The sequence below is a fragment of the Pseudomonas sp. JAI120 genome (assembly GCF_014207255.1).
Classification (GTDB): Bacteria; Pseudomonadota; Gammaproteobacteria; order Pseudomonadales; family Pseudomonadaceae; genus Aquipseudomonas.
Genome location: NZ_JACHCZ010000004.1, coordinates 389661 through 411289, shown reverse-complemented (window position 1 = coordinate 411289; position 21629 = coordinate 389661). Strand labels below are relative to the sequence as shown.

At 59.5% G+C, this 21629-nt stretch carries 23 protein-coding genes and 1 tRNA gene; 10 read left to right on the top strand and 14 right to left on the bottom strand.

All coding sequences use genetic code 11. The features are described from left to right. Window positions 1-25: 25 nt before the first annotated feature. From HDC32_RS22840 to HDC32_RS22820, 5 genes are all read right to left on the bottom strand, one after another. The gene (locus HDC32_RS22840; protein WP_184745535.1) at window positions 26-1213 is read right to left on the bottom strand and encodes a methyltransferase; all 1188 of its coding nucleotides are present in this window, start codon (window positions 1211-1213) and stop codon (window positions 26-28) included. After that, window positions 1194-1883: an ABC transporter permease gene (locus HDC32_RS22835; protein ID WP_131696929.1), complete on the bottom strand. Its 690-nt coding sequence runs from the start codon at window positions 1881-1883 to the stop codon at window positions 1194-1196. Before HDC32_RS22835 ends, HDC32_RS22840 begins: the two co-directional genes overlap by 20 nt. Then, the gene (locus HDC32_RS22830) at window positions 1883-2575 is read right to left on the bottom strand and encodes an ABC transporter permease (protein ID WP_145335859.1); all 693 of its coding nucleotides are present in this window, start codon (window positions 2573-2575) and stop codon (window positions 1883-1885) included. Before HDC32_RS22830 ends, HDC32_RS22835 begins: the two co-directional genes overlap by 1 nt. A 74-nt stretch (window positions 2576-2649) precedes the next feature. Next, on the bottom strand, window positions 2650-3402 hold the full coding sequence (locus HDC32_RS22825) for an ABC transporter substrate-binding protein (RefSeq protein WP_131696927.1): 753 nt from the start codon (window positions 3400-3402) through the stop codon (window positions 2650-2652). Window positions 3403-3415: 13 nt separating this feature from the next. Continuing rightward, a complete protein-coding gene (locus HDC32_RS22820) occupies window positions 3416-4189 on the bottom strand; it encodes an ABC transporter ATP-binding protein (RefSeq protein WP_065925764.1) in 774 nt (257 codons plus the stop codon). A gap of 556 nt (window positions 4190-4745) precedes the next feature. On the opposite strand from HDC32_RS22820, the gene gabP reads away from it, so the two are divergent. Beyond that, window positions 4746-6137, top strand: a complete 1392-nt coding sequence (gabP, locus tag HDC32_RS22815) for a GABA permease (RefSeq protein ID WP_090401045.1) — start codon at window positions 4746-4748, stop codon at window positions 6135-6137. A gap of 140 nt (window positions 6138-6277) precedes the next feature. Here the strand turns inward: gabP and HDC32_RS22810 are convergent, their stop codons facing one another. Both HDC32_RS22810 and HDC32_RS22805 read right to left on the bottom strand, forming a co-directional pair. Further along, on the bottom strand, window positions 6278-6691 hold the full coding sequence (locus tag HDC32_RS22810) for a hypothetical protein (protein ID WP_184745533.1): 414 nt from the start codon (window positions 6689-6691) through the stop codon (window positions 6278-6280). A gap of 17 nt (window positions 6692-6708) precedes the next feature. Beyond that, window positions 6709-7680 carry an alpha/beta fold hydrolase gene (locus tag HDC32_RS22805; RefSeq protein WP_145335865.1) on the bottom strand — a complete coding sequence of 324 codons (972 nt, stop codon included), beginning with the start codon at window positions 7678-7680 and terminating at the stop codon, window positions 6709-6711. Window positions 7681-7879: 199 nt separating this feature from the next. On the opposite strand from HDC32_RS22805, the gene HDC32_RS22800 reads away from it, so the two are divergent. The 9 genes from HDC32_RS22800 (at window position 7880) to HDC32_RS22760 (ending at window position 15088) form a co-directional block, all read left to right on the top strand. Next, on the top strand, window positions 7880-8074 hold the full coding sequence (locus HDC32_RS22800; protein WP_081744416.1) for a stability determinant: 195 nt from the start codon (window positions 7880-7882) through the stop codon (window positions 8072-8074). Further along, complete coding sequence (locus HDC32_RS22795) at window positions 8064-8372, top strand: type II toxin-antitoxin system RelE/ParE family toxin (RefSeq protein ID WP_184745722.1); 309 nt, start codon at window positions 8064-8066, stop codon at window positions 8370-8372. The genes HDC32_RS22800 and HDC32_RS22795 overlap by 11 nt, the downstream gene beginning before the upstream one ends. A gap of 41 nt (window positions 8373-8413) precedes the next feature. Then, on the top strand, window positions 8414-9379 hold the full coding sequence (locus HDC32_RS22790) for an arsenic resistance protein (RefSeq protein ID WP_184745531.1): 966 nt from the start codon (window positions 8414-8416) through the stop codon (window positions 9377-9379). 85 nt (window positions 9380-9464) lie between these two features. Continuing rightward, window positions 9465-11069 (top strand): ArnT family glycosyltransferase, encoded by a 1605-nt coding sequence (locus tag HDC32_RS22785; protein WP_131696922.1) that lies wholly within the window; start codon window positions 9465-9467, stop codon window positions 11067-11069. Window positions 11070-11371: 302 nt separating this feature from the next. Next, window positions 11372-12115, top strand: coding sequence for a hypothetical protein (locus HDC32_RS22780; RefSeq protein ID WP_184745529.1), 744 nt, complete (start codon window positions 11372-11374; stop codon window positions 12113-12115). Between the two features lie 312 nt (window positions 12116-12427). Beyond that, window positions 12428-13069, top strand: coding sequence for a recombinase family protein (locus tag HDC32_RS22775; protein WP_184745527.1), 642 nt, complete (start codon window positions 12428-12430; stop codon window positions 13067-13069). Between the two features lie 376 nt (window positions 13070-13445). Continuing rightward, entirely contained in the window at window positions 13446-13727 is a 282-nt protein-coding gene (locus HDC32_RS22770; RefSeq protein WP_184745525.1) for a hypothetical protein, read from the top strand. An 11-nt stretch (window positions 13728-13738) separates the two neighbouring features. Continuing rightward, complete coding sequence (locus HDC32_RS22765) at window positions 13739-14455, top strand: ParB N-terminal domain-containing protein (protein WP_184745523.1); 717 nt, start codon at window positions 13739-13741, stop codon at window positions 14453-14455. Window positions 14456-14599: 144 nt separating this feature from the next. Continuing rightward, window positions 14600-15088, top strand: a complete 489-nt coding sequence (locus tag HDC32_RS22760) for a ribonuclease H (protein ID WP_184745521.1) — start codon at window positions 14600-14602, stop codon at window positions 15086-15088. Between the two features lie 57 nt (window positions 15089-15145). On the opposite strand, the gene HDC32_RS22755 is transcribed toward HDC32_RS22760, so the two are convergent. From HDC32_RS22755 to HDC32_RS22725, 7 genes are all read right to left on the bottom strand, one after another. Beyond that, window positions 15146-15367 (bottom strand): hypothetical protein, encoded by a 222-nt coding sequence (locus HDC32_RS22755; RefSeq protein ID WP_184745519.1) that lies wholly within the window; start codon window positions 15365-15367, stop codon window positions 15146-15148. 58 nt (window positions 15368-15425) lie between these two features. Further along, window positions 15426-15956, bottom strand: coding sequence for a UDP-N-acetylglucosamine acyltransferase (locus HDC32_RS22750; protein WP_184745517.1), 531 nt, complete (start codon window positions 15954-15956; stop codon window positions 15426-15428). A gap of 92 nt (window positions 15957-16048) precedes the next feature. Continuing rightward, a complete protein-coding gene (locus tag HDC32_RS22745; protein WP_260403678.1) occupies window positions 16049-17779 on the bottom strand; it encodes a site-specific integrase in 1731 nt (576 codons plus the stop codon). Window positions 17780-17884: 105 nt separating this feature from the next. Continuing rightward, a tRNA-Phe gene (locus tag HDC32_RS22740) sits at window positions 17885-17960 on the bottom strand. Between the two features lie 103 nt (window positions 17961-18063). Continuing rightward, complete coding sequence (locus HDC32_RS22735) at window positions 18064-18336, bottom strand: oxidative damage protection protein (protein ID WP_027605083.1); 273 nt, start codon at window positions 18334-18336, stop codon at window positions 18064-18066. After that, complete coding sequence (gene mutY / locus HDC32_RS22730) at window positions 18333-19400, bottom strand: A/G-specific adenine glycosylase (RefSeq protein WP_131696921.1); 1068 nt, start codon at window positions 19398-19400, stop codon at window positions 18333-18335. The genes HDC32_RS22735 and mutY overlap by 4 nt, the downstream gene beginning before the upstream one ends. Further along, on the bottom strand, window positions 19397-21607 hold the full coding sequence (locus tag HDC32_RS22725) for an AsmA family protein (protein ID WP_184745513.1): 2211 nt from the start codon (window positions 21605-21607) through the stop codon (window positions 19397-19399). Before HDC32_RS22725 ends, mutY begins: the two co-directional genes overlap by 4 nt. Window positions 21608-21629: the final 22 nt, after the last annotated feature.

Here is a 21629-nt window from a genome sequence, read left to right as displayed (position 1 = left end):
GGTTGGGGTGCGACAATTTTGCCCCCTAATCGCGCTCGGCGAGCACCAACAAGTTGCGCGGTGTCAGTGTCGTTTCGCAGAAGATCCCAACTTCTACCCTGTAGCCGTGCTCGGCCAAAAACAGTGCCCGATCCAGCACCAGCCATAACTCCAGCGGGCGCCGAAACAGACCACGCACCAGTTCCAGGTTTCTGACTTCGGCCAAGCGCTGCCAGCCATAGGCTTCCAACACCGGCCAATCCTGCTCATCTGTGGATAACCCTTTAACACCCGCCAGCTCCCGGCAGTAATCAGCAAAGGGTTTGTCCAGCCAGCTGGCGGGCAGGGACGGTGTGGGCAGGTAGTCGTCGCAGCCGCGTAACTGGCGTTGCAACTGATCGAAACCCAGGCGGCGGGCCATCGACATGTCCCGTTGCCGGCGCACGCGTTTACCCGCGGTGACGGTTTCGCTCAGCGGCAGGCCAAGGTCATCAACCGATAGTTGCAAACGTGAAGCACGGCCCGCATTGGAAAGCGGCTGGTAAGTCGACGCGTTGATGCGGTTATAGCAGCAGGGCGCCAGCGCCAGCTGTTTGCAGCCGACGGCACTGGCTACTTGCAGCAGACGCACGTGCAGGTCACCGCAGGCGTGCAGAGCGACAGGCGTGTGTTCGGGGCCGAGCGCCACATCGGCCATCACGTCTTGCAGGCGATGGGTGACGGGCAATCCATGCTGGTCGCTCAAGGCCTGGCCTGCCGCGATCAGCGCCGGGTCGTATTCCAGGCAGGTCAGCTGTTGGCCTGTGTGCAACAGGCGGCGGCCGAGGTGGCCCTTGCCGGCGCACCAATCCAGCCAATGCCGGGGTGTTTGCGCAAACTGCAGCGCGGCGCCGAAGGCTTCGATTTGCTGCCATTTGCGCCCCGGTACGTCGACATTCAGGCGGTGCGCAGCGGGTTGCAGGGGCTGCGTCGGTAACTTATCCACAGCACTGAGACGCAAGGCTTCGCGGGCCAGTGTGGGAAACGGTGCGGGCGCCGGCAGTGTGTGGGGGTGGTTATGGCTGGTTTCTGCGTCGGACAACGAGCGTTGACGCAGCCACCGGGCCAGTTCCGGATGCTCGGTTTCCCAAGGCAATTGCCGATGAATAAAGGGCCGTGGTCGCCACAGCCCCTGGTGCTCGATCAGAAACGCATCCAGCGCCTTGAAGCGGGCTTCAACGTCCCTGGCAGGCATCGACGCGCAGCCAGCGTTCCAGCAGTTTGAAGCCGCGCACCAGCAGGAAGGAGATCAGCAGGTAGAACACGCCGGCGGTGAAGAACATCTCCACGGTGAGGTAGTTGCGCGCGATGATCGTCCTGGCCATGCCGGTCAGCTCCAGCAGGGTCACGGTGCTCGCCAGCGAGCTGGCCTTGAGCATCAGGATGACTTCGTTGCTGTAGGCCGGCAGCCCGATGCGCGCGGCCCGGGGCAGGATGATGTAGAACAACGTCTTGGGCCTGGACATGCCCAACGCACGGGCTGCTTCGATTTCCCCCGGCGGAATGGCCTGGATGGCGCCCCGCAGGATCTCGGCGATATAGGCCGCCGTATGCAGCGTCATGGTGGCGGTGGCACACCAGAACGGGTCGCGCAGGTACGTCCACATGAAGCTTGAGCGGATGCTTTCGAATTGAGCCAGGCCGTAATAGACCAGGAACAATTGCACCAGCAGCGGCGTACCGCGAAAGAAAAAGATGTAGGCGTAGGGCAGGGCGCGCACAGACAGGTGCCTGGACGAGCGCGCGATACCCAGCGGGATGGCCAGGATCAGGCCGAGGATCACAGCGATGCTCACCAGTTCCAGGGTCAGGATGGCGCCCTGGATAAACTTCGGCAGCCACTTGATGATGACTTCCCATTCCATTACGTCGTCCTCACGAAGCCGCGGGCGGCGCGTTGTTCCAGGAAGTGCATAGCCACCATCGACAGCGACGTCAGGGCCAGGTAGATGAACGCGGCGACCATATAGAAGGTGAAAGGCTGTTTAGTGACGGTTACGGCGATCTGCGCATGGCGCATGATTTCTTCGAGGCCGATGACCGTGACCAGCGCGGTATCTTTCATCAGGATCAGGAACAGATTGCCCAGCCCCGGCAGGGCGATGCGCCACATCTGCGGCATGATCAATCGGGTAAAGATACGAAACTTCGACAGGCCCAGCGCCACACCCGCTTCGCGGTGGCCTTTGGGAATGGAGATGATCGCGCCACGCAGCACTTCCGTGGCGTAGGCGCCGAAACACAGGCCCAGCGCGATGACGCCAGCGGCAAAGGCGCTGAGGGACAGGTCGGGAATGTCGAGCAACTCACCCAGTGATCGCATGGCGTTGATCGTGCCGAAGTAAATCAGCAGCACCCACAGCAGTTCCGGCACACCGCGAACGATTGTCGAGTAAGTACCGCCCAGCCATTGCAACGGCTTGTACGGGGAAGTCTTGGCCAGGGCACCGGCGAGGCCGAGTACCAGCCCCAGGCATAATGCCGTGAGCGCCAGTTTGACGGTCATCAGCGCGCCGGCAGCGAGCGCCGGGCCGAATCCGTAGAGATCGAAATTCATGGTGTTTTCATATCGCGGCAGGCATTGCTGAAAGCCGGCGCGCTCAAAGGCGCGCGCCGGGCAGGCCGTTCAGATCATTCGATGCTGAACGGGAAGTACTTGTCGTTGATCTTCTTGTAGGTGCCGTCTGCCTTGATCTCTGCCAGGGCTTTGTTCAGGCGCTCGCGCAGGGGGTCGCCCTTGCGTACGGCGATCCCGATCTTGTCGCTCTCTACAACCGGGTCGCCCTTGAACTCGTAGGCCTGCCCGTCTTTGCTCTTGAGCCATTCGTACTGCACGTACTTGTCGGCGAGGATGCCGTCGAGGCGGCCGGACGTCAGGTCGAGGTAGGCGTTTTCCTGGGTGTCGTAGAGCTTGGCTTCGGTGTCAGGCAGCTTGTCTTCCAGGTACGTGCCGGCCAGCGTTGCGCGCTGTGCGCCGATGACCTTGCCCTTCAGGTAGCCGGCGTCAGTCTTGAAGTCTGCGGTGGCTTTAGGTGCGATGAACTGCAGCTTGTTGGAGTAGTACGGGTCGGTGAAGTCGACGGCTTGCTTGCGCTCGTCGGTGATCGACAGCGAGGACACCAGGAAGTCGAACTTCTTGGCATTCAGGGCCGGGATGATGCCGTCCCAGTCGGACACATACACGTCGCACTTCTCGACTTTCATCTTCGCGCACAGGGCGTCGCCGATGTCTTTGTCGAAGCCGACCACGTTGCCGCTGGCGTCTTTATTGTTGAACGGCGGGTAGGCCGCTTCGATCCCCATGGTCAAGGTTTCTGCCATGGCCGTGGCGCTGAACGCCATCGAGACGGCCGCGGCCAGAAGGAATTTTTTATAGTTCTGCATGCATGTTGCTCCGTTAGCGGTTGCTGGACATGAATTGTTTGCAGCGCGCCGAAAGCGGGTTTTCAAACACCTGCTGTGGCGATCCTTGCTCTTCGATCAGGCCCTGGTGGAGGAACACCACTTCACTGGAGACCTGACGGGCGAAGCCCATTTCGTGGGTGACCAGCAGCATGGTGCGGCCTTCTTCGGCCAGCGCGCGGATCACATTAAGTACTTCCTGGACCATTTCCGGGTCAAGGGCTGAAGTGGGCTCGTCGAACAGGATGACCTTGGGCTGCATCGCCAGGGTGCGCGCGATGGCGGCCCGTTGTTGCTGGCCGCCGGACAATTGCGCGGGGTAGGCGTGGCGCTTGTCGGCGATGCCGACCTTGTCCAGCAGGGCTTCGGCCACTTCTATTGCCTCGGCCTTGCTTTGGCCGAGCACGCGACGAGGGGCCTCGATGATGTTGTCGAGGATGCTCATGTGTGGCCACAGGTTAAAGTTTTGAAACACAAAACCGATTTCGCTGCGCAGGCGGTTGATCTGCTTGCCGTCGGCGGCCATCAGCTCGCCGTTTTTCGCGGCCTTGAGCTTGAGTTCTTCGCCGGCCACGAGGATCTGGCCCTGGTGCGGGTTTTCCAGCAGGTTGATGCAGCGCAGGAACGTGGACTTGCCGGAACCGGAGGAACCCAGGATCGAGATCACATCGCCGTCGCGAGCGGTCAGCGAGATACCTTTGAGTACCTCCAGCTCACCATAGCGTTTATGCAAGTTGCGGATTTCAAGCGCGGGCGTGGCCTCGGCCATGTGGGGTCCTCATTGTGTTCATTGCGATCTTCGCTGTTGGGCCGCCTTCCTGGCGAGGCGCCAAGCTAGCATAGCGTCTTGATGGCGGCCAACAGCGCGGCGGGCGGTAAACGGGCGGTGTGCGGCAGGGTGTCGCATCGGTACAGCAGGGTGTCGCGCCATCAACAACCGAACAACCGTTTGAACCCGTGAATCCCGCAGGCTTCGCGTAAAAAAGGGCGCGATGGTGCCAGCTTTGGCCGGGTGTTGGAAGGGTTAAACTGGCAAACGGTACCTATCGGCCCTTTTATGGCGCGCGGTGTACTTTTTGTGTGTGCTTTTGGTGCGTTTGTTCGTGTTGAAAGTGAGTCGCACGGTAACGCTATAGCGAAATGCCATTGTTCTCAATGACTTGCGATGACTGTTGAATCGTCCTACAGGCCGCGTCAATCGCGGTCTTGTAACATTTTGGCGCAAATCTTGCGTAAAAAATAAAGAACGCCCTGTTGGTTTCTTTTCACGAGGAAGAGCCCAGGCCGGGCGGACCGTTTTCGCAATTCCTCGCAAAGGTGTGTCAATGAGTAGTACGCAAAGCTCCAATGACCTCGAACAGGGGCTCAAACCGCGTCACGTCACCATGCTGTCGATTGCCGGCGTCATTGGTGCCGGTTTGTTTGTCGGCTCCGGCCACGCGATTGCTGCCGCCGGCCCTGCGGTCCTGCTGGCGTATGCCGCAGCGGGTACGCTGGTGGTATTGGTGATGCGCATGCTGGCCGAAATGGCCGTGGCGTCGCCGGACACCGGTTCGTTCTCCACCTATGCCGACCGTGCGATCGGTCACTGGGCCGGTTTTACTATCGGCTGGCTGTACTGGTGGTTCTGGGTGCTGGTGATTCCGTTGGAAGCCAACGCCGCCGCGACCATTCTCCACGCCTGGTTCCCGGATGTGGCCATCTGGGCCTTCACACTGATCATCACCCTGCTGCTGACGGCCACCAATCTGTTCAGCGTGAAGAACTACGGTGAGTTCGAGTTCTGGTTTGCGTTGATCAAGGTCGTGGCGATCGTGGGCTTTGTGATCCTCGGCCTGGCGGCGATTTTCGGCTTCCTGCCGACCAGCCAGGTCAGCGGCGTTTCGCACCTTTTCGACACCCAAGGCTTTATGCCCAACGGCATGGGCGCGGTATTAGCGGCGATCCTGACCACCATGTTCTCCTTTATGGGCACCGAGATCGTCACCATCGCTGCAGCCGAATCGAAGAACCCGGGCCAGCAAATCACCAAGGCCACCAACTCGGTGATCTGGCGGATTGGCTTGTTCTACCTGTTGTCGATCTTCATCGTCGTGTCCCTGGTGCCTTGGAATGATCCGACCCTCGCGGCCGTAGGTTCCTACCAGACCGTGCTGGAACGCATGGGTATTCCGAACGCCAAGCTGATCGTCGACCTGGTGGTCTTGGTTGCCGTGACCAGCTGCCTGAACTCGGCGCTGTATACCGCTTCGCGCATGCTGTTCTCCCTGGGCCGTCGCGGCGATGCACCGGCCGTGGCCAAGCGCACCAACAAGAGCGGCACGCCTTACTGGGCGGTGTTGCTGTCCACTGGCGCGGCGTTCCTGGCGGTATTTGCCAACTACGTGGCACCGGCTGCGGTGTTCGAATTTTTGCTGGCCAGCTCCGGTGCCATCGCGCTGCTGGTGTACCTGGTGATTGCAGTGTCGCAACTGCGCATGCGTCAGAAACGCATGGCTGCGGGCGAGAAAATTGTCTTCAAGATGTGGCTGTTCCCAGGCCTGACCTACGCGGTGATGGTGTTCATCGTGGGCACGTTGACCATCATGCTGTTCCAGGAAGCGCACCGGGTCGAGATCATCGCGACTGGGGTCTTGAGCTTGCTGGTGGTGGCGGCGGGGTTGTTTGTGTCGAGCCGTCGCAAGGCGCAGAGAGTGGGCGCTGCGGTGCTGAATTGATGTGATGGAATGCGGTGCTTGATTGCGCCGCAGTTCAAATGTGGGAGGGGGCTTGCCCCCGATAGCGGTGCGTCAGTCGACATCTAATTGACTGATACCACGCTATCGCGGGCAAGCCCCCTCCCACATTTTGTTTTGCGTCAGTCTTGGGAGTTGGTGAGCGCCTGGGATGCGGCGACGTAATCGGCCTGGAACTGCGGCGATTCAATCCACGCCAGTGCGGCGGTTTCATCGTCGCTGTCCGTGGCCCACTGCCGATACTCGATCAGTGCCGCCAGGATAAAGTCGGTGGCTTCTTCTTCGCCTTCCTGCTCCAGCACCAGCGCGAGCAGGGGGTGGGCCAGGAATACCGCGCAGAGGGCCTGCTGGCTGGTCTCGCCGGCGGTGCGCATCTCGACGAACAGCTCGGTCAAATCCACCGACTCAAGGTCAATCCGGTCGTCATCGCCGGCAAACGCATCCGACTTGCTCGCGACGGCGCGTTGGGTGCGGTTCTGCTTGGCCTTGGCCTTGGCCCGGTGGGCACGTTTTTGCTGTTTGTTCGGCGAGGCCATGGGCTCACGTCCTTGGGTCAGGATCTGGGTGGGGTATTGAAGCGCAGGTTGAGGGAAATCCCAAGGGTATCCGCCGTTAATTGGCCGTGTTGAAGCCATGTCAATGCAATCGGCCACAACCGATCCTGATACTCGCTGCGAAAGAACGCGAAATGTCCGATCTGTTTTTCGCCGATATCTTCCGGGGCGATGCGCAGATGGGTGCGCTCGCTGTTTGCGAAATAGCCCAGCAATCGCTCAATCGCCGCCACGGTGCCGAACGGGTCGTCGGTGATGCTGATCGCCAGCACCTGCGCCTTCACACGACTGAATGGCACGTCGGCCAGGGCACGCCCGCTGGGTCGCGTCTCATACCTGGGCGTTGGCGTGCTCCAGTCACGCACCACGCCTGCCGGCGTATCCTCCAACCAACCCAGGCGCTTGCCGGGGAAATACCCGCAGAGTGCCGTGACCAACGGCATTACCACATGCCATTTGGCAAACATCTGCCAGCGCCCGGCGGCTGCGTAATCGCGCCAGTAGGCGAACTGCGCGCCCACGGTCACGATTCGCCGGATCACCGCGCCGGATGCACCCAGCCCCGCCGCACAGCCGCCAAAACTGTGGCCGACCACATCAATCGGTTGGCCTGGAAACTCCCGCTGTGCCCGCAGCAGGATCGCTTCGAAATCCAGCGTGCCCCAATCCGACCACGACGCCTTGAAACCGCGCAACGAACCGCTGCGCGACTCGCCGATGCCGCGATAGTCGTAGGTGATCACGTCGAAGCCGTTGGCGAACAGGTAATCGGCGAACCGTGAGTAGTGGCGGCAGCGCACGGAGGTGGCGGCATTGATGATGACGACCGGGCGTCCAAGGTCGGTGCGCGGGTGGCGCCAGGTGAAGCCGCCGAGGGGGTGGCCGTCTGCGGCGGATTCTTTGAAGGATTCGCTTTGGCTATTTCTGGGTGTAGTTGCAAGTTCTACTGAAGAGGCGTCATTCAAATTCATCGTTTCGAAGCCCCTGCCTGGATTATTATTTTTTAGTAACAGTTAGCCAGTTTGCCAGCACTTGTCTGCCCTTTGATTGGCTCATTAAGCTTCGGCGCTCGCAAAGCGTGCAGAGCCTCGGCGAAAGCCATACATCCGAGAGAAACGACAGCAAACCATGGACAGATTAGACTGGCAGGCACCCATTCCGGAGGTCTCCATGAGCATCCCACGTTCTCCCATCGTTTCAGAGTTTGAAACTGAAGAGCAGGCTGCCAGCTACGACCGTTGGTTTCGTGCCAAGGTACAAGCTTCAATTGATGATCCTCGCCCAAGTATTCCACATGATGAGGCAATGGCCGAAGTCGAGAGGATGCTGGAAGAGAGGCGCAAGGCTCGCCGTGCTGCTCGTTAAATGGCGACCTGAGGCTATCGTCGCCTTGACCGAAATTATTGATTACATCGAGCAGTACAACGCCGCTTCCGCCGCTTCGTTGCACCATACGATTGTGGCGGCCACTGAGGGTTTGTCGTCAATGCCATACGGATTCAGGCAAGGGCGCTTGTCCGGCACTCGTGAAATGGTCGTTCATCCAAACTATCTGGTCGTCTATCGCGTTATGGAACAGGCCGAGATCCTGACCGTATTGCATACGCGCCAAGAATATCCTTCAGAGGCGACCGGTCCGCTTCACTCGACCTCGTGCCAGTAGACGCATAGGCTTGCACCTCTGCGATCCACCAGAGCGTTTTCATGACCCGCGACACCCTCGAACACAACCAGATCCCCCTCTACTTCGCCGCTGTCCTCCTGGCTGCCGCTTTCGGCCTGCTCGCGCCTTCGTTGGCCCATGGCCTCGGCGTGCTGGTCACGCCCGCCATTGCGGTGTTGATGTATGCGATGTTCCTGCAAATCCCCTTTCTGGATCTGCGCCAGAGCTTGAGTCACAAGCGCTTTCTGTCGGCGTTGCTGTTGGCCAATTTCATCCTCGTGCCGTTGCTGGTGTGGGTGTTGACCCGTGGCCTGGTGGAGCGCCCGGCGTTGCTGGTGGGCGCATTGCTGGTGTTGCTGACGCCGTGTATCGACTACGTGGTGGTGTTTACCCATATCGGTAAAGGCGATTCACGCTTGATGCTGGCGGCGACGCCGGTGCTGTTGTTGCTGCAGTTGCTGCTGTTGCCGGTGTACCTGGGGTTGATGCTGGGGGCGCAGTCCGGGGTGGTGGTAGCGGTGGGGCCGTTTATAGAGGCGTTTGTATTGTTGATTGTGGTGCCGATGGTGCTGGCGGTGATCACGGCATCCCTGGCGCGCAGATCGGCGCTTATCAATGCCTGGAACAATGCCTGGGCATGGTTGCCGGTGCCGGCGATGGCGGGGGTGTTGTTCGTGGTGATCGGTTCGCAGATCACTTCGGTGGTACGTGACATCAGCCTGCTGCTGCCGGTGATCCCGGTGTATATCGGCTTTCTGGTGCTGGCGCCATTAATGGGGGCGCTGGCGTCGCGGCTGTTCGCGCTGCCGGCGGTGACGGCCCGGGCAGTGACGTTCAGCGCGTCGACACGGAATTCGCTGGTGGTGCTGCCCTTGGCGCTGGCCTTGCCCGACGATGTGCGTGGGCTGGCGGCGACGGCGGTGATCCTGCAAACCCTGGTCGAATTGGTGGGCGAGTTGATCTACGTGCGCCTGATCCCGAGGCTGGTGTGGCCTGCAGGTCGTTGAAATGTGAATGTTCAGGTTTGTTCAGGCGCTATTAGGGATACGTTCGGCACCCTAGGTCGGCGCTCCCTACCTGACAGGCCAACCCATGGATCACAGCAACCGCTTCCGCCTGGAGTCTCTGGGCATTTTCCTGTTTGCGCTGTTGCTGTTCACGCTGGGTATCTGGGACCAGCAACCTCAGGGGTTTGACGGGCGCTGGGCGCTGTTCCTGCAGGAAATGTTTCGTCATGGTGCGAGTCTTTTCCCCACCACCTATGGGCAGCCTTACGCGGACTACCCCGGTACCGCGACCTTCTTCAGTTACGTATTTGCCCGGCTGTTCGGTGCGCCCAACCACTTGGCCAATGTGCTGCCCACTGCCCTTGCATCCGCCGGGGTCGTGGCCTTGATCTATCGCTTGCTGGTCCCGGCGAGTCGCCCATGGGCGCTGCTCACGGTGCTGCTGACGTTGCTCACCACCCAACTGCTGGAAAAGTCGCGCTCGGTCTGTCTGGACCAGATGGTGGCTTTGCTTTGTGTGGGCAGTTTCTACCTGCTGCACAGCGGTGAGCGCCTCGGCTCGCGATGGCGCCAGCTCGCGGTGTTCCCGCTGTTCATCCTGGGGTTTGCGATACGCGGGCCATTGGGCTTGATCGAGGTCTGTGGCGTGGTGTGCGTGTATTGGGTGCTGGGTCGTCCCGGCGAGCGGGTCAAGCAGGTTTTAGCTCACGGAATCGTGGGCCTGGTGTTGCTGGCGGCATGTTGGTGGCTGCTGGTGAAGCTGGCGCGTATCAGCGGTGGCGATGCGTTTGCAGATGAGGTGTTCAAGATGCAAGTGGGCGGGCGCCTCGATGAAGCCGGCGAGCCGTTATATTTCTATTTCCAGCTGAGTTTGTACCGCTATTTCCCTGTGGTCCCGTTGGCGTTGGCCACATTGGTTGCGCTTCGTCATCGCTGGAGTGAACGGTTCGATGACCCTGTGCAACTGGTGATGCGGCTCGGTGCCTGCGGCTTGATGATCTTGATCGGGTTGTCGGTGCCGCACTTCAAACGCGCCTATTACATTCTGCCCATGGTGCCGATGTTTGCCGCTGTCGCTGCCTATGGGCTGCTCCAGGCGCAAGGCTGGCTCGCCGGGGTGCGTCGATGCTACGAGGGGCTTGTCGCGGCGCTGCCGGCGTTGTGCGTGGTTGCGGTGTTTGTCTGTCGACATGGGTGGCAGAAGCATGGTTACTGGCCTGACGTCTCGTTGCCGTTGTTGATTAGCGCGCTGGTGGTGCTGCAAGTGGCGGCGCTGATTGCCTGGCGACGCATTGAGCGGCTGGTGTGGCTCAGCGTATTCGCGCTGGCTGCACAGTGGCTGGTGCTGGTGACGGTGGTGGAGCCCGCCAAGGATTTGCAGTTCGACACTCGGCAATTCGTCCGTCAGGTGGAAGCACTTCGCGTATCGCAGCCTGGGCCACTGGTGTTCCTGAATCTCGGCAGGGACACCTGGGCGGTGCGCTACATGATGAATCTGGATCATGACGAGCAGCCGTCGTTTATCAGCGCTGCAGACATCGAACGATTGAGCGCGTTACCGCGACCTTCGTGGGTCATTGTGGCGCGCAAGGAAACCGCGTTGCTCAAAGGCACGCCTCTGGAGCATCAGGCGCCAAGTTTTGAAGGGCGTTTGAATGACAACCCACTGATGGTGTTTCGGCTGGAATGAATCAGCCGCCTCATCTCAAAATTGCGACTTGGATAGCTCAAATTGCAGGCAACAAAAAACCCGCACTAGGCGGGTTTTTTGTGTGTTTCAGATGACATTTGCACCACCTGAAACTAATGAGTGGTGCCCAGAGACGGAATCGAACCGCCGACACTGAGCTTAAAACCGTAACCCCTTGAATTGCGGGGCTTGGAGGCCATCCGCACAAACGAAGTGTACTACCCCTGTGTACCACTGGCTAGGCTGGTGGGCAGTGTGCTATTACTCGATCGGACTTGGTTTAGTGCGAAGGGAGGATGGGTATGAGCAGGGTGTTCTTCAACTTAAAGGTATGTGGAAAGGAATCCCATCGTGAAGCTTTTCTAGACGGCTTCCTGCACATGAATCCGTTGGGGTTTTTCCGAAAGTATGAGGAAGGAGCGGTAGCCAACATCGCTGACCGGCACGAGGCAACTGTTTCGTTGTTGCAGCCGGGACAGTTCACTATGAAGATCACAAGTGAGCTCCTGCCAGGCGGCGAATATACAATCCCAGCAGAGGACTTGGCGGGGCCGTCGGTTATCCAATACGACGCGCACAACACTATGAACGTGCTCTGCCTCTATGCGGTGCATGAAAGGGGCTGCACCTTTGAGTCTGAGGACGACTTCGAGCGGTTCGTTGAGGCGCAGATGTTAAAGCCCGAGGTGGATGGCTTGGGCGACTATGCCGCTGTGGTGCTCGACACCGCCGCCTTCCAGCAAAGAGTGCTTCAAGTTATTCGAACCAATGGCTTCCGTGCCGTGGCAGGCCTGGTGGACTACTACGACCCTTCGACCTTCCACGGTTCATTTGACAATACCCAAGCTTTACTGAAAAAGCGGAGTGAGTTTTCCCATCAGCGGGAGTATAGGTTTGCTGTAGATCGGGACGTTCATGAGGAAGCGCCCTATACCCTTTCGGTGGGGTCGCTGCGTGACATTGCCATAGGGTGCCGGACATCTGAGGTCAACGAACTGATACGAAATTATCTTCATCAGATGAAGGCCCAAGGCGTTTTCGGATAGGCCTTAAAACGGGGCAAAAATCTGCGGAGCGTTAGTAAGTACTGAGATGGGATCGTTTCCCCCCTTACCAGGCTCCGCCCCTTTGATTCGTTGAGCGTCATACCGTTGCAGGGCTTTTTCGACAGCGAGTTGGTCACATCACATCGGGCAGCCGTCCCCGTTCTTCAAGCAATACGTTTATGTGGTCGTATGGGTATGCTTCAGCGGCAACGGCTGGAGGCCTGTCAAGTCGTTTTCGTTTAGATCGTGTTGACCATGTATACGGCAACAGGCATAGTGATACCACTTCAACGACAACAAGGGCTGCCCGCCATGCTTATCCACGCCTACCTCCGCGCCAGCACAGCAGACCAGGACGCCAACCGCGCCAAGCAGCAACTGAAGGACTTCGCCGCCCAACACGGCCACTCCCGCGTCCTGTACTACATGGAAAACGTCAGTGGTGCATCGCTACAGCGCCCGGAGCTGTTCCGTCTCCTGGAGGTAGCCGAGCCCGGGGACGTACTGTTAGTCGAGCAGGTTGACCGGCTTTCACGCCTGACGGAAGGGGACTGGCAGCAGCTCCGGACCATCATCAAGGCCAAGGGCGTCAAGGTCGTGTCTCTGGACCTGCCGACGTCACACATGGCCATGGCCCCAGCTAACACGAACAACGCCGCAGACGCCTTTACAGGGCGTGTTATAGAGGCCGTGAACGCCATGTTGCTGGACATGCTTGCCGCTGTAGCACGGAAGGACTACGAAGACCGCATCAGGCGTCAGCGGCAGGGCATCGAGAAGGCCAAGGAGGAGAAGCGCTATCAGGGTAAGTCCATTGACCAGGACAAGCACAGGCGCATCCTAGCGTGTCTAGGCAAGGGCATGAGCATCAGGGAAACAGCCGAGACAACCGGGACCAGCACGTCCACCGTCATCCGGGCAAAGAAGTTGGATAAGGAGTCGGTAGCGGGTTAGAGCGGGAGTGAAGCCTTGAATAGGGGGCACTGATGTTGTAGACGACAGGCTTTGCTGAATGTGACGCATACGACTGTAGAGCCTGCGTTCACGAAGGAGTTTAGGCAGCAACCAGCTACCACTTTCAATTGGCCTGGAACCACCGGCCCTGCTGGGTTTTAGCCATTAAAGCGGCAATTAGTGCCAGTCCTTGTAGAAAGCACCCGTCGCCCCCTTTAAGCGACCTCGGTGGAATTAGGGCCCTTCCTTGTCTAACCACACCGACATTCAGTCCGGCTGCACCTCAAACCCCACTCCTGCAAACCATTAACCCTGTCTGGAAAACCATGGCGGGGCGTTTGTGTTTGCTATCACGCTCCCCAAGGAACACTTATCCATGCACCACAACATTCCCTCCACCCTTGTACGCTTCAATCTGCATATACGCCGTGACCACGTCCAACGCCTGGCGCAACTTGCCCAGCTCCTGGTGAAGAAGAAGGGCCGCGACGTCCGCTTAGCCGAAGCCATCGAGCTTGCCCTGGTAGCGGGTCTTCACTGGAAGGACGCTGACCTCCTGGACTTGGCCATCCCCGACAACGCCGCCCCGTACTGGCTTCAGGTAGGCCCCGTAAGGCGTCCGGGCAGCGTCATCGTCCCCCGCGTTATCAAGCTGTAAGGGGGGGGCACATGGGAAACTTATCCACGACGACAGCCACCACCCCCACCACAGCAAAAGTCATCATTGCCCAGCTCTGCCGCTCCAAGGACTTCCAGGTACGGGCGAAGCTCTGCTCCCACACGGTTCAACGATACGCAACAGCTATCAAGGCGGGGCAGGAACTACCACCGCTCCAAGTTGCTTTGGTTGACGGCGTCCCGTGTCTTGTTGACGGCTATCACCGAGCTGAAGCCCTGGAATACCTGGGCTACGTGGAAGCGGAGGCAGTCATAACCGACACCACCAGGCACGAAGCTCAATGGATGGCAGCCACTGCCAACCTAACCCACGGACTCCCCCTCAAGACGCGTGAGCTGCGGCAGGTCTTCAGGGTCTACATTCGCACGGGCCGTCACAAGAAGGGCCGAGGGCGGTTGAAGTCCTACCGGGAAATTGCCCAGGATTTAGGGCGACCACACACCACCATCCGGCTCTGGATGGAGAAGGATTTCAAGAAGCTGTTCAACGAATACGGTGATGCAAATCGAAGGGCCAAGGGCGACGACGGCGTCCGCCCACCACCACCTCCAGGAGACGCAAGGGCCGCTATCGACCATCTTCACGCTGTCCGCGAAGCCTTCCAGGAAACAGTCTGCGCCGAGGCACGCGAGACCATACGGGTCTACCTCAAAGCCCTCAGTGATGACCTACTGGCTGACTGGAAAAACAGGATGGCCGACTTCTAACGCGGTCCCCTCCAGCCCATGCCAAACGGGCTTCTCAGCCTCAACTGTTCAACTTGAACACCTCCTATCGACAGAAAAGGGACGTAGCCCAGTAGCGGCGCGACCTCCAACGAATCAACCTCGAATACAAAAGGACATCAATCCATGACCACGTACATTGCTTACGTCGACGGCGCCTGCCCGAACAACGGTAAACCCAACGCCAAAGCTGGCTGGGGGGCCTACCTTACCAACCCACAGGGCGATACGCTGGAGTTATCCGGGCCGGTACCTGCTAACCAACCTCAGACCAACGGCCGAGCCGAACTGCTGGCACCACTGATGGCCCTCAGCCGATGCAAGCCGGGGATGGCTATCACGATCATTTCGGACAGCGAATACGTCGTTAAGGGGGCGATGGAGTGGCTCCCTGGATGGAAGGCTAGAGGCTGGCGAAAAGCCAACAAGAAGCCTCTTGAGCACCCCGACTTATGGAATCTTATTGACCAAGAAATGCAGAAGCGTGACATTCGCTTCCATTGGGTCAAAGGTCACAACGGCGATCCAGGTAACGAACGTGCCGACGTTCTGGCCTGCCGGGGAGCTAGCGGTGAGTGCGTTTCGGAACTGACGAGGGCTAACGCAACAGTGTAATCACCGGCGGGGGGAGTGGGCTTGCGGGCCCGCCCCCCTGTCGTTTTAGCTGGAGCTTCAGTGCAGAGCGGCGCCGGTGCCCTTTAAGTGGCGCTCCATGTAGGCCTGCATAACGTTGGACTTTTCAACCACGACCAGCTCTAACTGGACGGCTAATGCAAAATCCCCCGCCGCCTTCGCCATGTCATGGGTCTTCAGGGCTTCGCCGTATTCACGGCACAGCCGCTCCATTGCTTCACGGTGAGCGTCGGCCTGTTTCTCATGTTCGGTTGTGTCCATGGCAACCTCCATTGCGCTTGCGTGCGGCCCGACTCACAGAAGAAAGAGGGCCATACAGCTAAAGCTTAGCCGCTGATAACGACTCAAGAAACTGAGCAATGTTTGCCTGCACCGAACGATTGAGCGACTCCTTGAGACGTACCAGGCCGGAGAAGGCGTAACCCGGTGGGACAGTGCCTTCGGTGTAGACCTCCTTTTCAAACAGGGTCTTCCCTGTGCGGCGGCTTACAACGCTGTAACGCGCCCGTGACGGTGTGACCATCGTAATGCCGCCCGCAGGAGGATCTAGCTCCAGCACCTTGACGAAGATATTGACCTTTTCCGGGGCGTCATCGTTGAAGATACCGGCCTTGTCTATTGCCTCTACCAACGACTTTTCCCACAAGATTGGAAACCCTTCACCGTAGGTTGGTATGTCCCCTTTGATTTCACTCGGAAGGCCATAAGAGACCGATACGGCCTTGAGCTCCACTGGTTGCTGAGTCGTAGACCGCTGGACACCCGGCACCGAAAAGTTAGTGGGGGGCGCGGACACGCAGCCGGTCAGTACGGAGCCCAACAGAGCAAGCAGTGCAATGTGTTTAATCATGGTGAAGTCCTTTTCATAAGTGGCGGATAGTAGCGCCCCTTTCAGTCCTGTACTACCTGGCGGCTTCGTATATGCCCCTATCAAGAAGGGGGTTAATCAAGCTTGGGCGTTCCAGTGGGCAGGAGTCCGACTTCGCGTGCAATGCTTGGCAGGCGCAATAGCTGGTCTTGAAGTTGCGGGAGTAGTGCCCTTTCCCCGTATTTGCGGCTGACGCTGCCGTTGTCGTGGCCGGTCAATGCGTCACGTAGCTCCTCTGGGACGCTGACCTCTCGACACATGGTAATGAAGGTGTGGCGGAAGCCGTGGAGGGGGCTGACGCCCTTGGCCTCAACCATGGCGACATTCTTCAAGTACACGCCCCAGCGCTTGCCGAAGTTGTGCCCGTAGTAGCCACTCGCATTGGCCTCCAGCGATGGGAACAGAGGGCCGTTTTGTGGGAGGTCTGCGGCGTACTGCGCTAGGCCTAGTTCTATCAGGTCGGGATGTAGCGGCACCTTGCGGTGGCTCCCTGCTGTCTTGACCGTCCTGGTGTCCTTAGCGTCGTCTTCGTCGGGCGTAGTGAGGATGTCCACGAACCAGACCCCATCGTCGCTGCGGCGTATTTCGTTGGCCTTGAGCTGAGCAATTTCTTCCCGGCGGGCACCTGTGTAGCACAGTATCAAAGGCAACCAGAACCACGCCTCTCCGAACTTCGCGCGGGGTGGGTTGTAAGTGCGTTTGAAGACTTCGCTACTAAATATTTTTTTCAGCTCGGCGTTGGTGTAGTGGCGGCGGCGGGGGGTTCGATTTTCCTTGGCTGCTGCTCTTGTCAGGTCTCCAGTGACACCTGACGCCGTGACTGGGTTCTCGGCCAATAGACCCGCCTGGACAGCGTAAGAAAGAATCGACGACAAAGCCATCAAGCGGTTTTTTGCGGTCAGCTTACTCAGCGTCGGCAGTTGCTCCGCTTCGGCTTTTGCTATCAGTTGTGGCGCGGTCATGCCCCTACGGCCTTTGCCACCAGTGGGCATTCGTAGGAGGTCGTCGCTGAAGTTATGAACGGTTGCCTTGCTGATGGCGTGGACGGTAACGTCCCCGTAGAGCTCAATGAAGACTTTTACGGTGCCCGCGTACTCGTCTGTACGCTTGACGATGTCGCGGCTGTTGCTGCCCAGCTTCAACTCACGCTTCATCCACTCTTGCGTCAGGGCTGATAGGGGCTTGGAGGCTGGCTCAGGCGCTTTCTCAAAGCTCAGCGGCGCTGCCCTGGGTGTTGCCATTGGCGTGACGTGGTCGTGGTTGTAGCGGCTTAGGGCAGCGTCTGATAGGTGGAGCAATTGGGCCGCGAAGGCTATTTCAAGATTTCGGTAAGCGTCGGAGTCGTGAGGCACAGGCGTAAGCCCCTGGCGGGCGATTTCGTAATCCACGTGAACGGCTATCGCGGCAGCACAGCCGATATCCGGCCCAAGCAGATAAGTCGGGGCGCCTTTGGCATCGTAGAAAGCGCCAATGGTCTCAACGTCGCCGTCGACTTGGACTAGCCACGTCTTGAAGTTACCTGTCCGTGCCATCTCGGCCAGCTCATGTTCCGCCCAGCGCGTGGCAATTTGGACTGTGTCAGCTGCGGTGAAGTTGACCCCTTCCTTGAGCTGAAGTTTGGCTTGTTTGAAGAGGTCCATAGCCTTCACGTACTCGGCCGCGAAGAGGGGCTTGGCTTCGGCCAGGTTTTTTGTCTTCAGGCTGCTCTTCAGGTGCGTGCCTTTGCGGAGCAAGGGCTGAAGTTCCTGAGGGATACGAACCCGAAGGTAGTACGTCCCGTTGGTGTGCTTCCAGGGTTGAGCCATGATTGCCACGTGTGTACCCGCCATGTGTACCAGTATCGAGGCGGGTTACAGTTCTCCAGACGTGAAAAACCCCTGAGACCTTACGGAATCAGGGGTTTCGGTATTTGGTGCCCAGAGACGGAATCGAACCGCCGACACGGGGATTTTCAATCCCCTGCTCTACCGACTGAGCTATCTGGGCAACGGGGCGCATTAAACGGGTTTTTCAGGGGGTCGTCAAGCAAGTTTTCAAAAAATATTTAATTATTACCGTCGCTTACGTGCCGACCCCGGTTTTTGATCAATTATTGAGCAGGTGGCACGTAGCCGTCGGCCTTGGCGTAATCCTCGCCGGAAAAGAACTTGTCCATTTCGCCTGACAGGTATTTACGGTCTTCGGCGTTCATCATGTTCAGGCGTTTTTCATTGATCAGCAGCGTCTGGTGTTTCAGCCAGTCGCCCCATGCCTGAGCGGAGATATGATCGAAAATGTCCTGGCCCTTCGCACCTGGGTACGGAGGGCGTTCCAGGCCTGGCAATTCTTCGTTGTACTTGCGGCACATTACGGTGCGGGTCATGACGACTCTCCTGCGTTCAATACATCGGACGCGCGCTTCAGCAGTTTCTTTACCGGGGCGGCAAGGCCCAGGCGCGGCGGGGTGGCGAGGTTATACCAGAGCCAGTCGGCCTCGGCCACGTGATGGGCAGTTTCCTCGACCTGGACCAGCCAGGGTTCGATGGCCAGTTGGAAATGACTGAAAGTGTGGATCAGCCCTGGCAGTGCCTGGTGCTTGCCCAGTTCGAGCGCGTGCTGGTTGGCCAGGTGTTCGAGGTCTTGCAGGTCGTCCAGCTCGGGCAGGCTCCACAAACCGCCCCACAGGCCCGTGGAAGGGCGACGGTAAAGCAGAATCGCCCCTTCGGCATTGGCCAGCAGCGGCATCAGCGTGCGCTTCTGCGGGATGGTCTTGCGCGGCTTGGGGATCGGGTAGCGGGTCTCCAGGCCGAGCATATGGGCTTCGCAGTTTTTTTCCAGCGGGCACAGCAGGCAGCTGGGCTTGCTGCGCGTGCAGAGGGTGGCGCCCATATCCATCATCGCCTGGGTATAGGCATTGACGCGATCATGGGGCGTGAAGCGTTCTGCGGTGGCCCACAGTTGCTTGGCCACCTTCGGTTCGCCTGGGTAGCCTTCTTGCGCGGTAAAGCGTGCCAGCACGCGCTTGACGTTGCCGTCGAGGATCGGCGCGCGCAGGCCCATGCTCAGGCTGGCAATCGCGCCGGCGGTAGACAGGCCAATGCCGGGCAACTCAGTGAGCTTTTCGACATCCCTGGGAAACTCGCCGCCGTACTCGGCCACGATGATCTTCGCGGTCTTTTGCAGGTTGCGTGCTCGAGTGTAATAACCCAGGCCGGTCCACAGGTGCAGCACCTCGTCTTCCGGCGCGGCGGCGAGGGCTTCGACCGTTGGCAGCGAGGCCATGAAGCGGTCGAAGTAATTGAGTACGGTGCTGACCTGGGTCTGTTGCAGCATGATCTCCGAGACCCACACCCGGTAGGGCGTGATGCCCTGTTGCCAGGGCAGGTCATGGCGGCCGTGGCGGTCGTACCAGTCCAGCACCGCCGTTGAAAACTGCTCGTTTCTCATCGTTTGAACAGGCCTTTCAAAGCATCTTTGAGCTGCGGGTTGACCTTGTCGAGCTTCTCTTCCAGCTTCTCGCTGAGCTTGTTGCCGGCCGCCTTGATCGCGACCTGGCTCAGGCCGTCCTTGTCCAGGCGGCAAGCTTTGGCGCCCAGTTCCAGCGGGCCACGGCAGCGCAGTGGCACTTCGATGCCCTGGAAGTTGGCGCCGACTTCGCAGGCCGGGTCCGGTACTTCGCGCTGGTCGCCTTCGACGATGATGCCGACGCGGTAATCCATACCCAGTACGCGCAGGTCGACGTCACCGTTGCCGTTGACCGCCAGCCCTGGGATGCGCACTTTCAGGTCGGGGTTGTTGGCGACGCCATTACGGAAGGTCAGGTTGCCCTTCAACTCCTGGAACGGTGTGTCCTTGCCGCGTTGTTCGCCGCTCAAGGTCTTGCGGTTGAGCAGGGCGATACCGGTGCACAGTTGCTGCTCGAGGTTGGCATTGAGCAGCACGCCGTTGTTGATCACAAAGCTGGCGGTACCGTTGAGGCTGTCGATCAGGGCTTTCTGGCTGTTGCCGCGGCCGCTGAGGTTGCTGTCGAGGGTGACCTGGCCTTTCACCGGTGGCGTTTGTCCCTGGGCCTGCAGGATGCGTTCGACCGGTACCTGCTTGATCCGGCTTTGCAGGGCCAGCAGCGGAATGTCCTGGCGTACGTCCAGGCTGCCGTTGGCCTGGAAGGTGCCGTTGTAGAGCCCGCCGCTCAGGGTGTCGAGCTTGAGTTGGCCGTCGACGCCGGACGCCTTCAGCACGGCATTCTGGATCGGCAATTTACTCAGGGTCAGTTGGCCGAAGGCAAGGTCGGCATTGACATCCAGCTTGCGCAGGTGGGCCAGTGGCAGCAGTTTGTCCGTGCTCCAGGCGCCTTTGGTCGGTGCTTCCGGCAGTGGAGTGGTGCCCCCGGCCGCCATGGCGCCGGCTTCGCTGTTCTGCACTTCGGCCTGGCGGGCGGCGGTTGCGCCCTTGGCGGATTCGGACTTGGCCGGCAGGTAGTTGTCGGCGTTGAAGGTATCGCCCTTGAGCTGCACGCGTAGCGCTTGCTTGGCAAAGTCGTCCACGGCGACGCGGCCGGTGAAGGTGCTGCCATCGAGTTTCAGGTTCAGGTCTTCCAGCGCCAGGCTGGTCGGAGTGCCCTTGAGGCGGCTGACCAACTCGACCTTGCTCAGGCTGCCCTCGGCCATGGGCGGCAGCGGGTTGCCGACGCTGTCGAGGAACTTGGCCAGGTCAAACTGGGCGATGGACAGCGCGCCGCTGAGCTGCGGGGTCTTGTCCAGGTCGTTGACCTTCAGCTCGCCCAGGGCGCGCAGTTGGTTGGCCGAGAGTTTCAGGTTGGTCCATTCGGCGATATTGGCCGCCTGGTCCACCAGCAATTGGCCCTGGGTGGAGAAGGTCACGGTCTTGCCTTGCAGCGGCTCGCCCGTGGCTTCGCCGGTAACTTTCATGTCTTCGAACTGGTAGCGCTTGAGCGCGCGCTCGATACGCAGGTTGCCGTTGAGTTCGGTCTTGACGCGCATCACCGGCTGGTTGCTGCCGAAGAAGGCGGTGAGTTTCACCGGGATGCTCGCACCTTCGTGCACGGCGCCGGTGCTCAGCTGGATACTTTCGGCGCTGAATTGCTTGCCGGTCTGTTCATCGTTGTATTCGATGCGGGCGTTGTTGATCGTCAGGCTGTCGATATCCAGGCGGATCGGCTTTGACGGTTTTTCCGCTTCGGGCTCAGCAGGCGCTTGCGCTGGCGCGGGGGTTCCGGCAGTTGCCACCGGCGCGTTCTTGCCGATGTCTTCCCAGTTGCCATGGCCCTGCTTGTCGCGGTTCAGGCGCAGGTTCAGGCCTTCTACACGCACATCGCTCATCTGTACTTCGCGACGCAGCAGCGGCAGCACGCGCACCGACAGGCCGAGCATTTGCAGGTCGGCAAAGGGTTGGGTCGGCGTGGTCAGGGTCGCCACGCTGGCCTCGTGCAGTTCCAGGCCGAGCCAGGGGAACAGGCTCCAACCGATATCGCCATTGAGCGTCAGCTCGATGTGGGCCTTGTCGCGGGCAATCTGGCGAATCTCGTCTTTATAGTCGTTGGGATCGAAGAGGTGGGTCAGGGCAAAGCCCAGAGCCACAATGATCAGCAACAGCCCGAGAAGTACCAGACCCAGGATTTTGCCGAACGCTTTCATGGGCGAGTCCTTGTATGTCGAT

Bases quoted from the DNA above. Each gene is read 5' to 3' on its own strand.
- HDC32_RS22745 (WP_260403678.1), bottom strand. From the start codon at position 17,779: ATGGCTCAACCCTGGAAGCACACCAACGGGACGTACTACCTTCGGGTT.
- HDC32_RS22785 (WP_131696922.1), top strand. From the start codon at position 9,465: ATGGATCACAGCAACCGCTTCCGCCTGGAGTCTCTGGGCATTTTCCTG.
- HDC32_RS22750 (WP_184745517.1), bottom strand. From the start codon at position 15,956: ATGATTAAACACATTGCACTGCTTGCTCTGTTGGGCTCCGTACTGACC.
- HDC32_RS22825 (WP_131696927.1), bottom strand. From the start codon at position 3,402: ATGCAGAACTATAAAAAATTCCTTCTGGCCGCGGCCGTCTCGATGGCG.
- HDC32_RS22840 (WP_184745535.1), bottom strand. From the start codon at position 1,213: ATGCCTGCCAGGGACGTTGAAGCCCGCTTCAAGGCGCTGGATGCGTTT.
- HDC32_RS22835 (WP_131696929.1), bottom strand. From the start codon at position 1,883: ATGGAATGGGAAGTCATCATCAAGTGGCTGCCGAAGTTTATCCAGGGC.
- gabP (WP_090401045.1), top strand. From the start codon at position 4,746: ATGAGTAGTACGCAAAGCTCCAATGACCTCGAACAGGGGCTCAAACCG.
- HDC32_RS22735 (WP_027605083.1), bottom strand. From the start codon at position 18,336: ATGACCCGCACCGTAATGTGCCGCAAGTACAACGAAGAATTGCCAGGC.
- HDC32_RS22725 (WP_184745513.1), bottom strand. From the start codon at position 21,607: ATGAAAGCGTTCGGCAAAATCCTGGGTCTGGTACTTCTCGGGCTGTTG.
- HDC32_RS22790 (WP_184745531.1), top strand. From the start codon at position 8,414: ATGACCCGCGACACCCTCGAACACAACCAGATCCCCCTCTACTTCGCC.
- HDC32_RS22810 (WP_184745533.1), bottom strand. From the start codon at position 6,691: ATGGCCTCGCCGAACAAACAGCAAAAACGTGCCCACCGGGCCAAGGCC.
- HDC32_RS22820 (WP_065925764.1), bottom strand. From the start codon at position 4,189: ATGGCCGAGGCCACGCCCGCGCTTGAAATCCGCAACTTGCATAAACGC.
- HDC32_RS22760 (WP_184745521.1), top strand. From the start codon at position 14,600: ATGACCACGTACATTGCTTACGTCGACGGCGCCTGCCCGAACAACGGT.
- HDC32_RS22780 (WP_184745529.1), top strand. From the start codon at position 11,372: ATGAGCAGGGTGTTCTTCAACTTAAAGGTATGTGGAAAGGAATCCCAT.
- HDC32_RS22770 (WP_184745525.1), top strand. From the start codon at position 13,446: ATGCACCACAACATTCCCTCCACCCTTGTACGCTTCAATCTGCATATA.
- mutY (WP_131696921.1), bottom strand. From the start codon at position 19,400: ATGAGAAACGAGCAGTTTTCAACGGCGGTGCTGGACTGGTACGACCGC.
- HDC32_RS22755 (WP_184745519.1), bottom strand. From the start codon at position 15,367: ATGGACACAACCGAACATGAGAAACAGGCCGACGCTCACCGTGAAGCA.
- HDC32_RS22800 (WP_081744416.1), top strand. From the start codon at position 7,880: ATGAGCATCCCACGTTCTCCCATCGTTTCAGAGTTTGAAACTGAAGAG.
- HDC32_RS22805 (WP_145335865.1), bottom strand. From the start codon at position 7,680: ATGAATTTGAATGACGCCTCTTCAGTAGAACTTGCAACTACACCCAGA.
- HDC32_RS22830 (WP_145335859.1), bottom strand. From the start codon at position 2,575: ATGAATTTCGATCTCTACGGATTCGGCCCGGCGCTCGCTGCCGGCGCG.
- HDC32_RS22765 (WP_184745523.1), top strand. From the start codon at position 13,739: ATGGGAAACTTATCCACGACGACAGCCACCACCCCCACCACAGCAAAA.
- HDC32_RS22775 (WP_184745527.1), top strand. From the start codon at position 12,428: ATGCTTATCCACGCCTACCTCCGCGCCAGCACAGCAGACCAGGACGCC.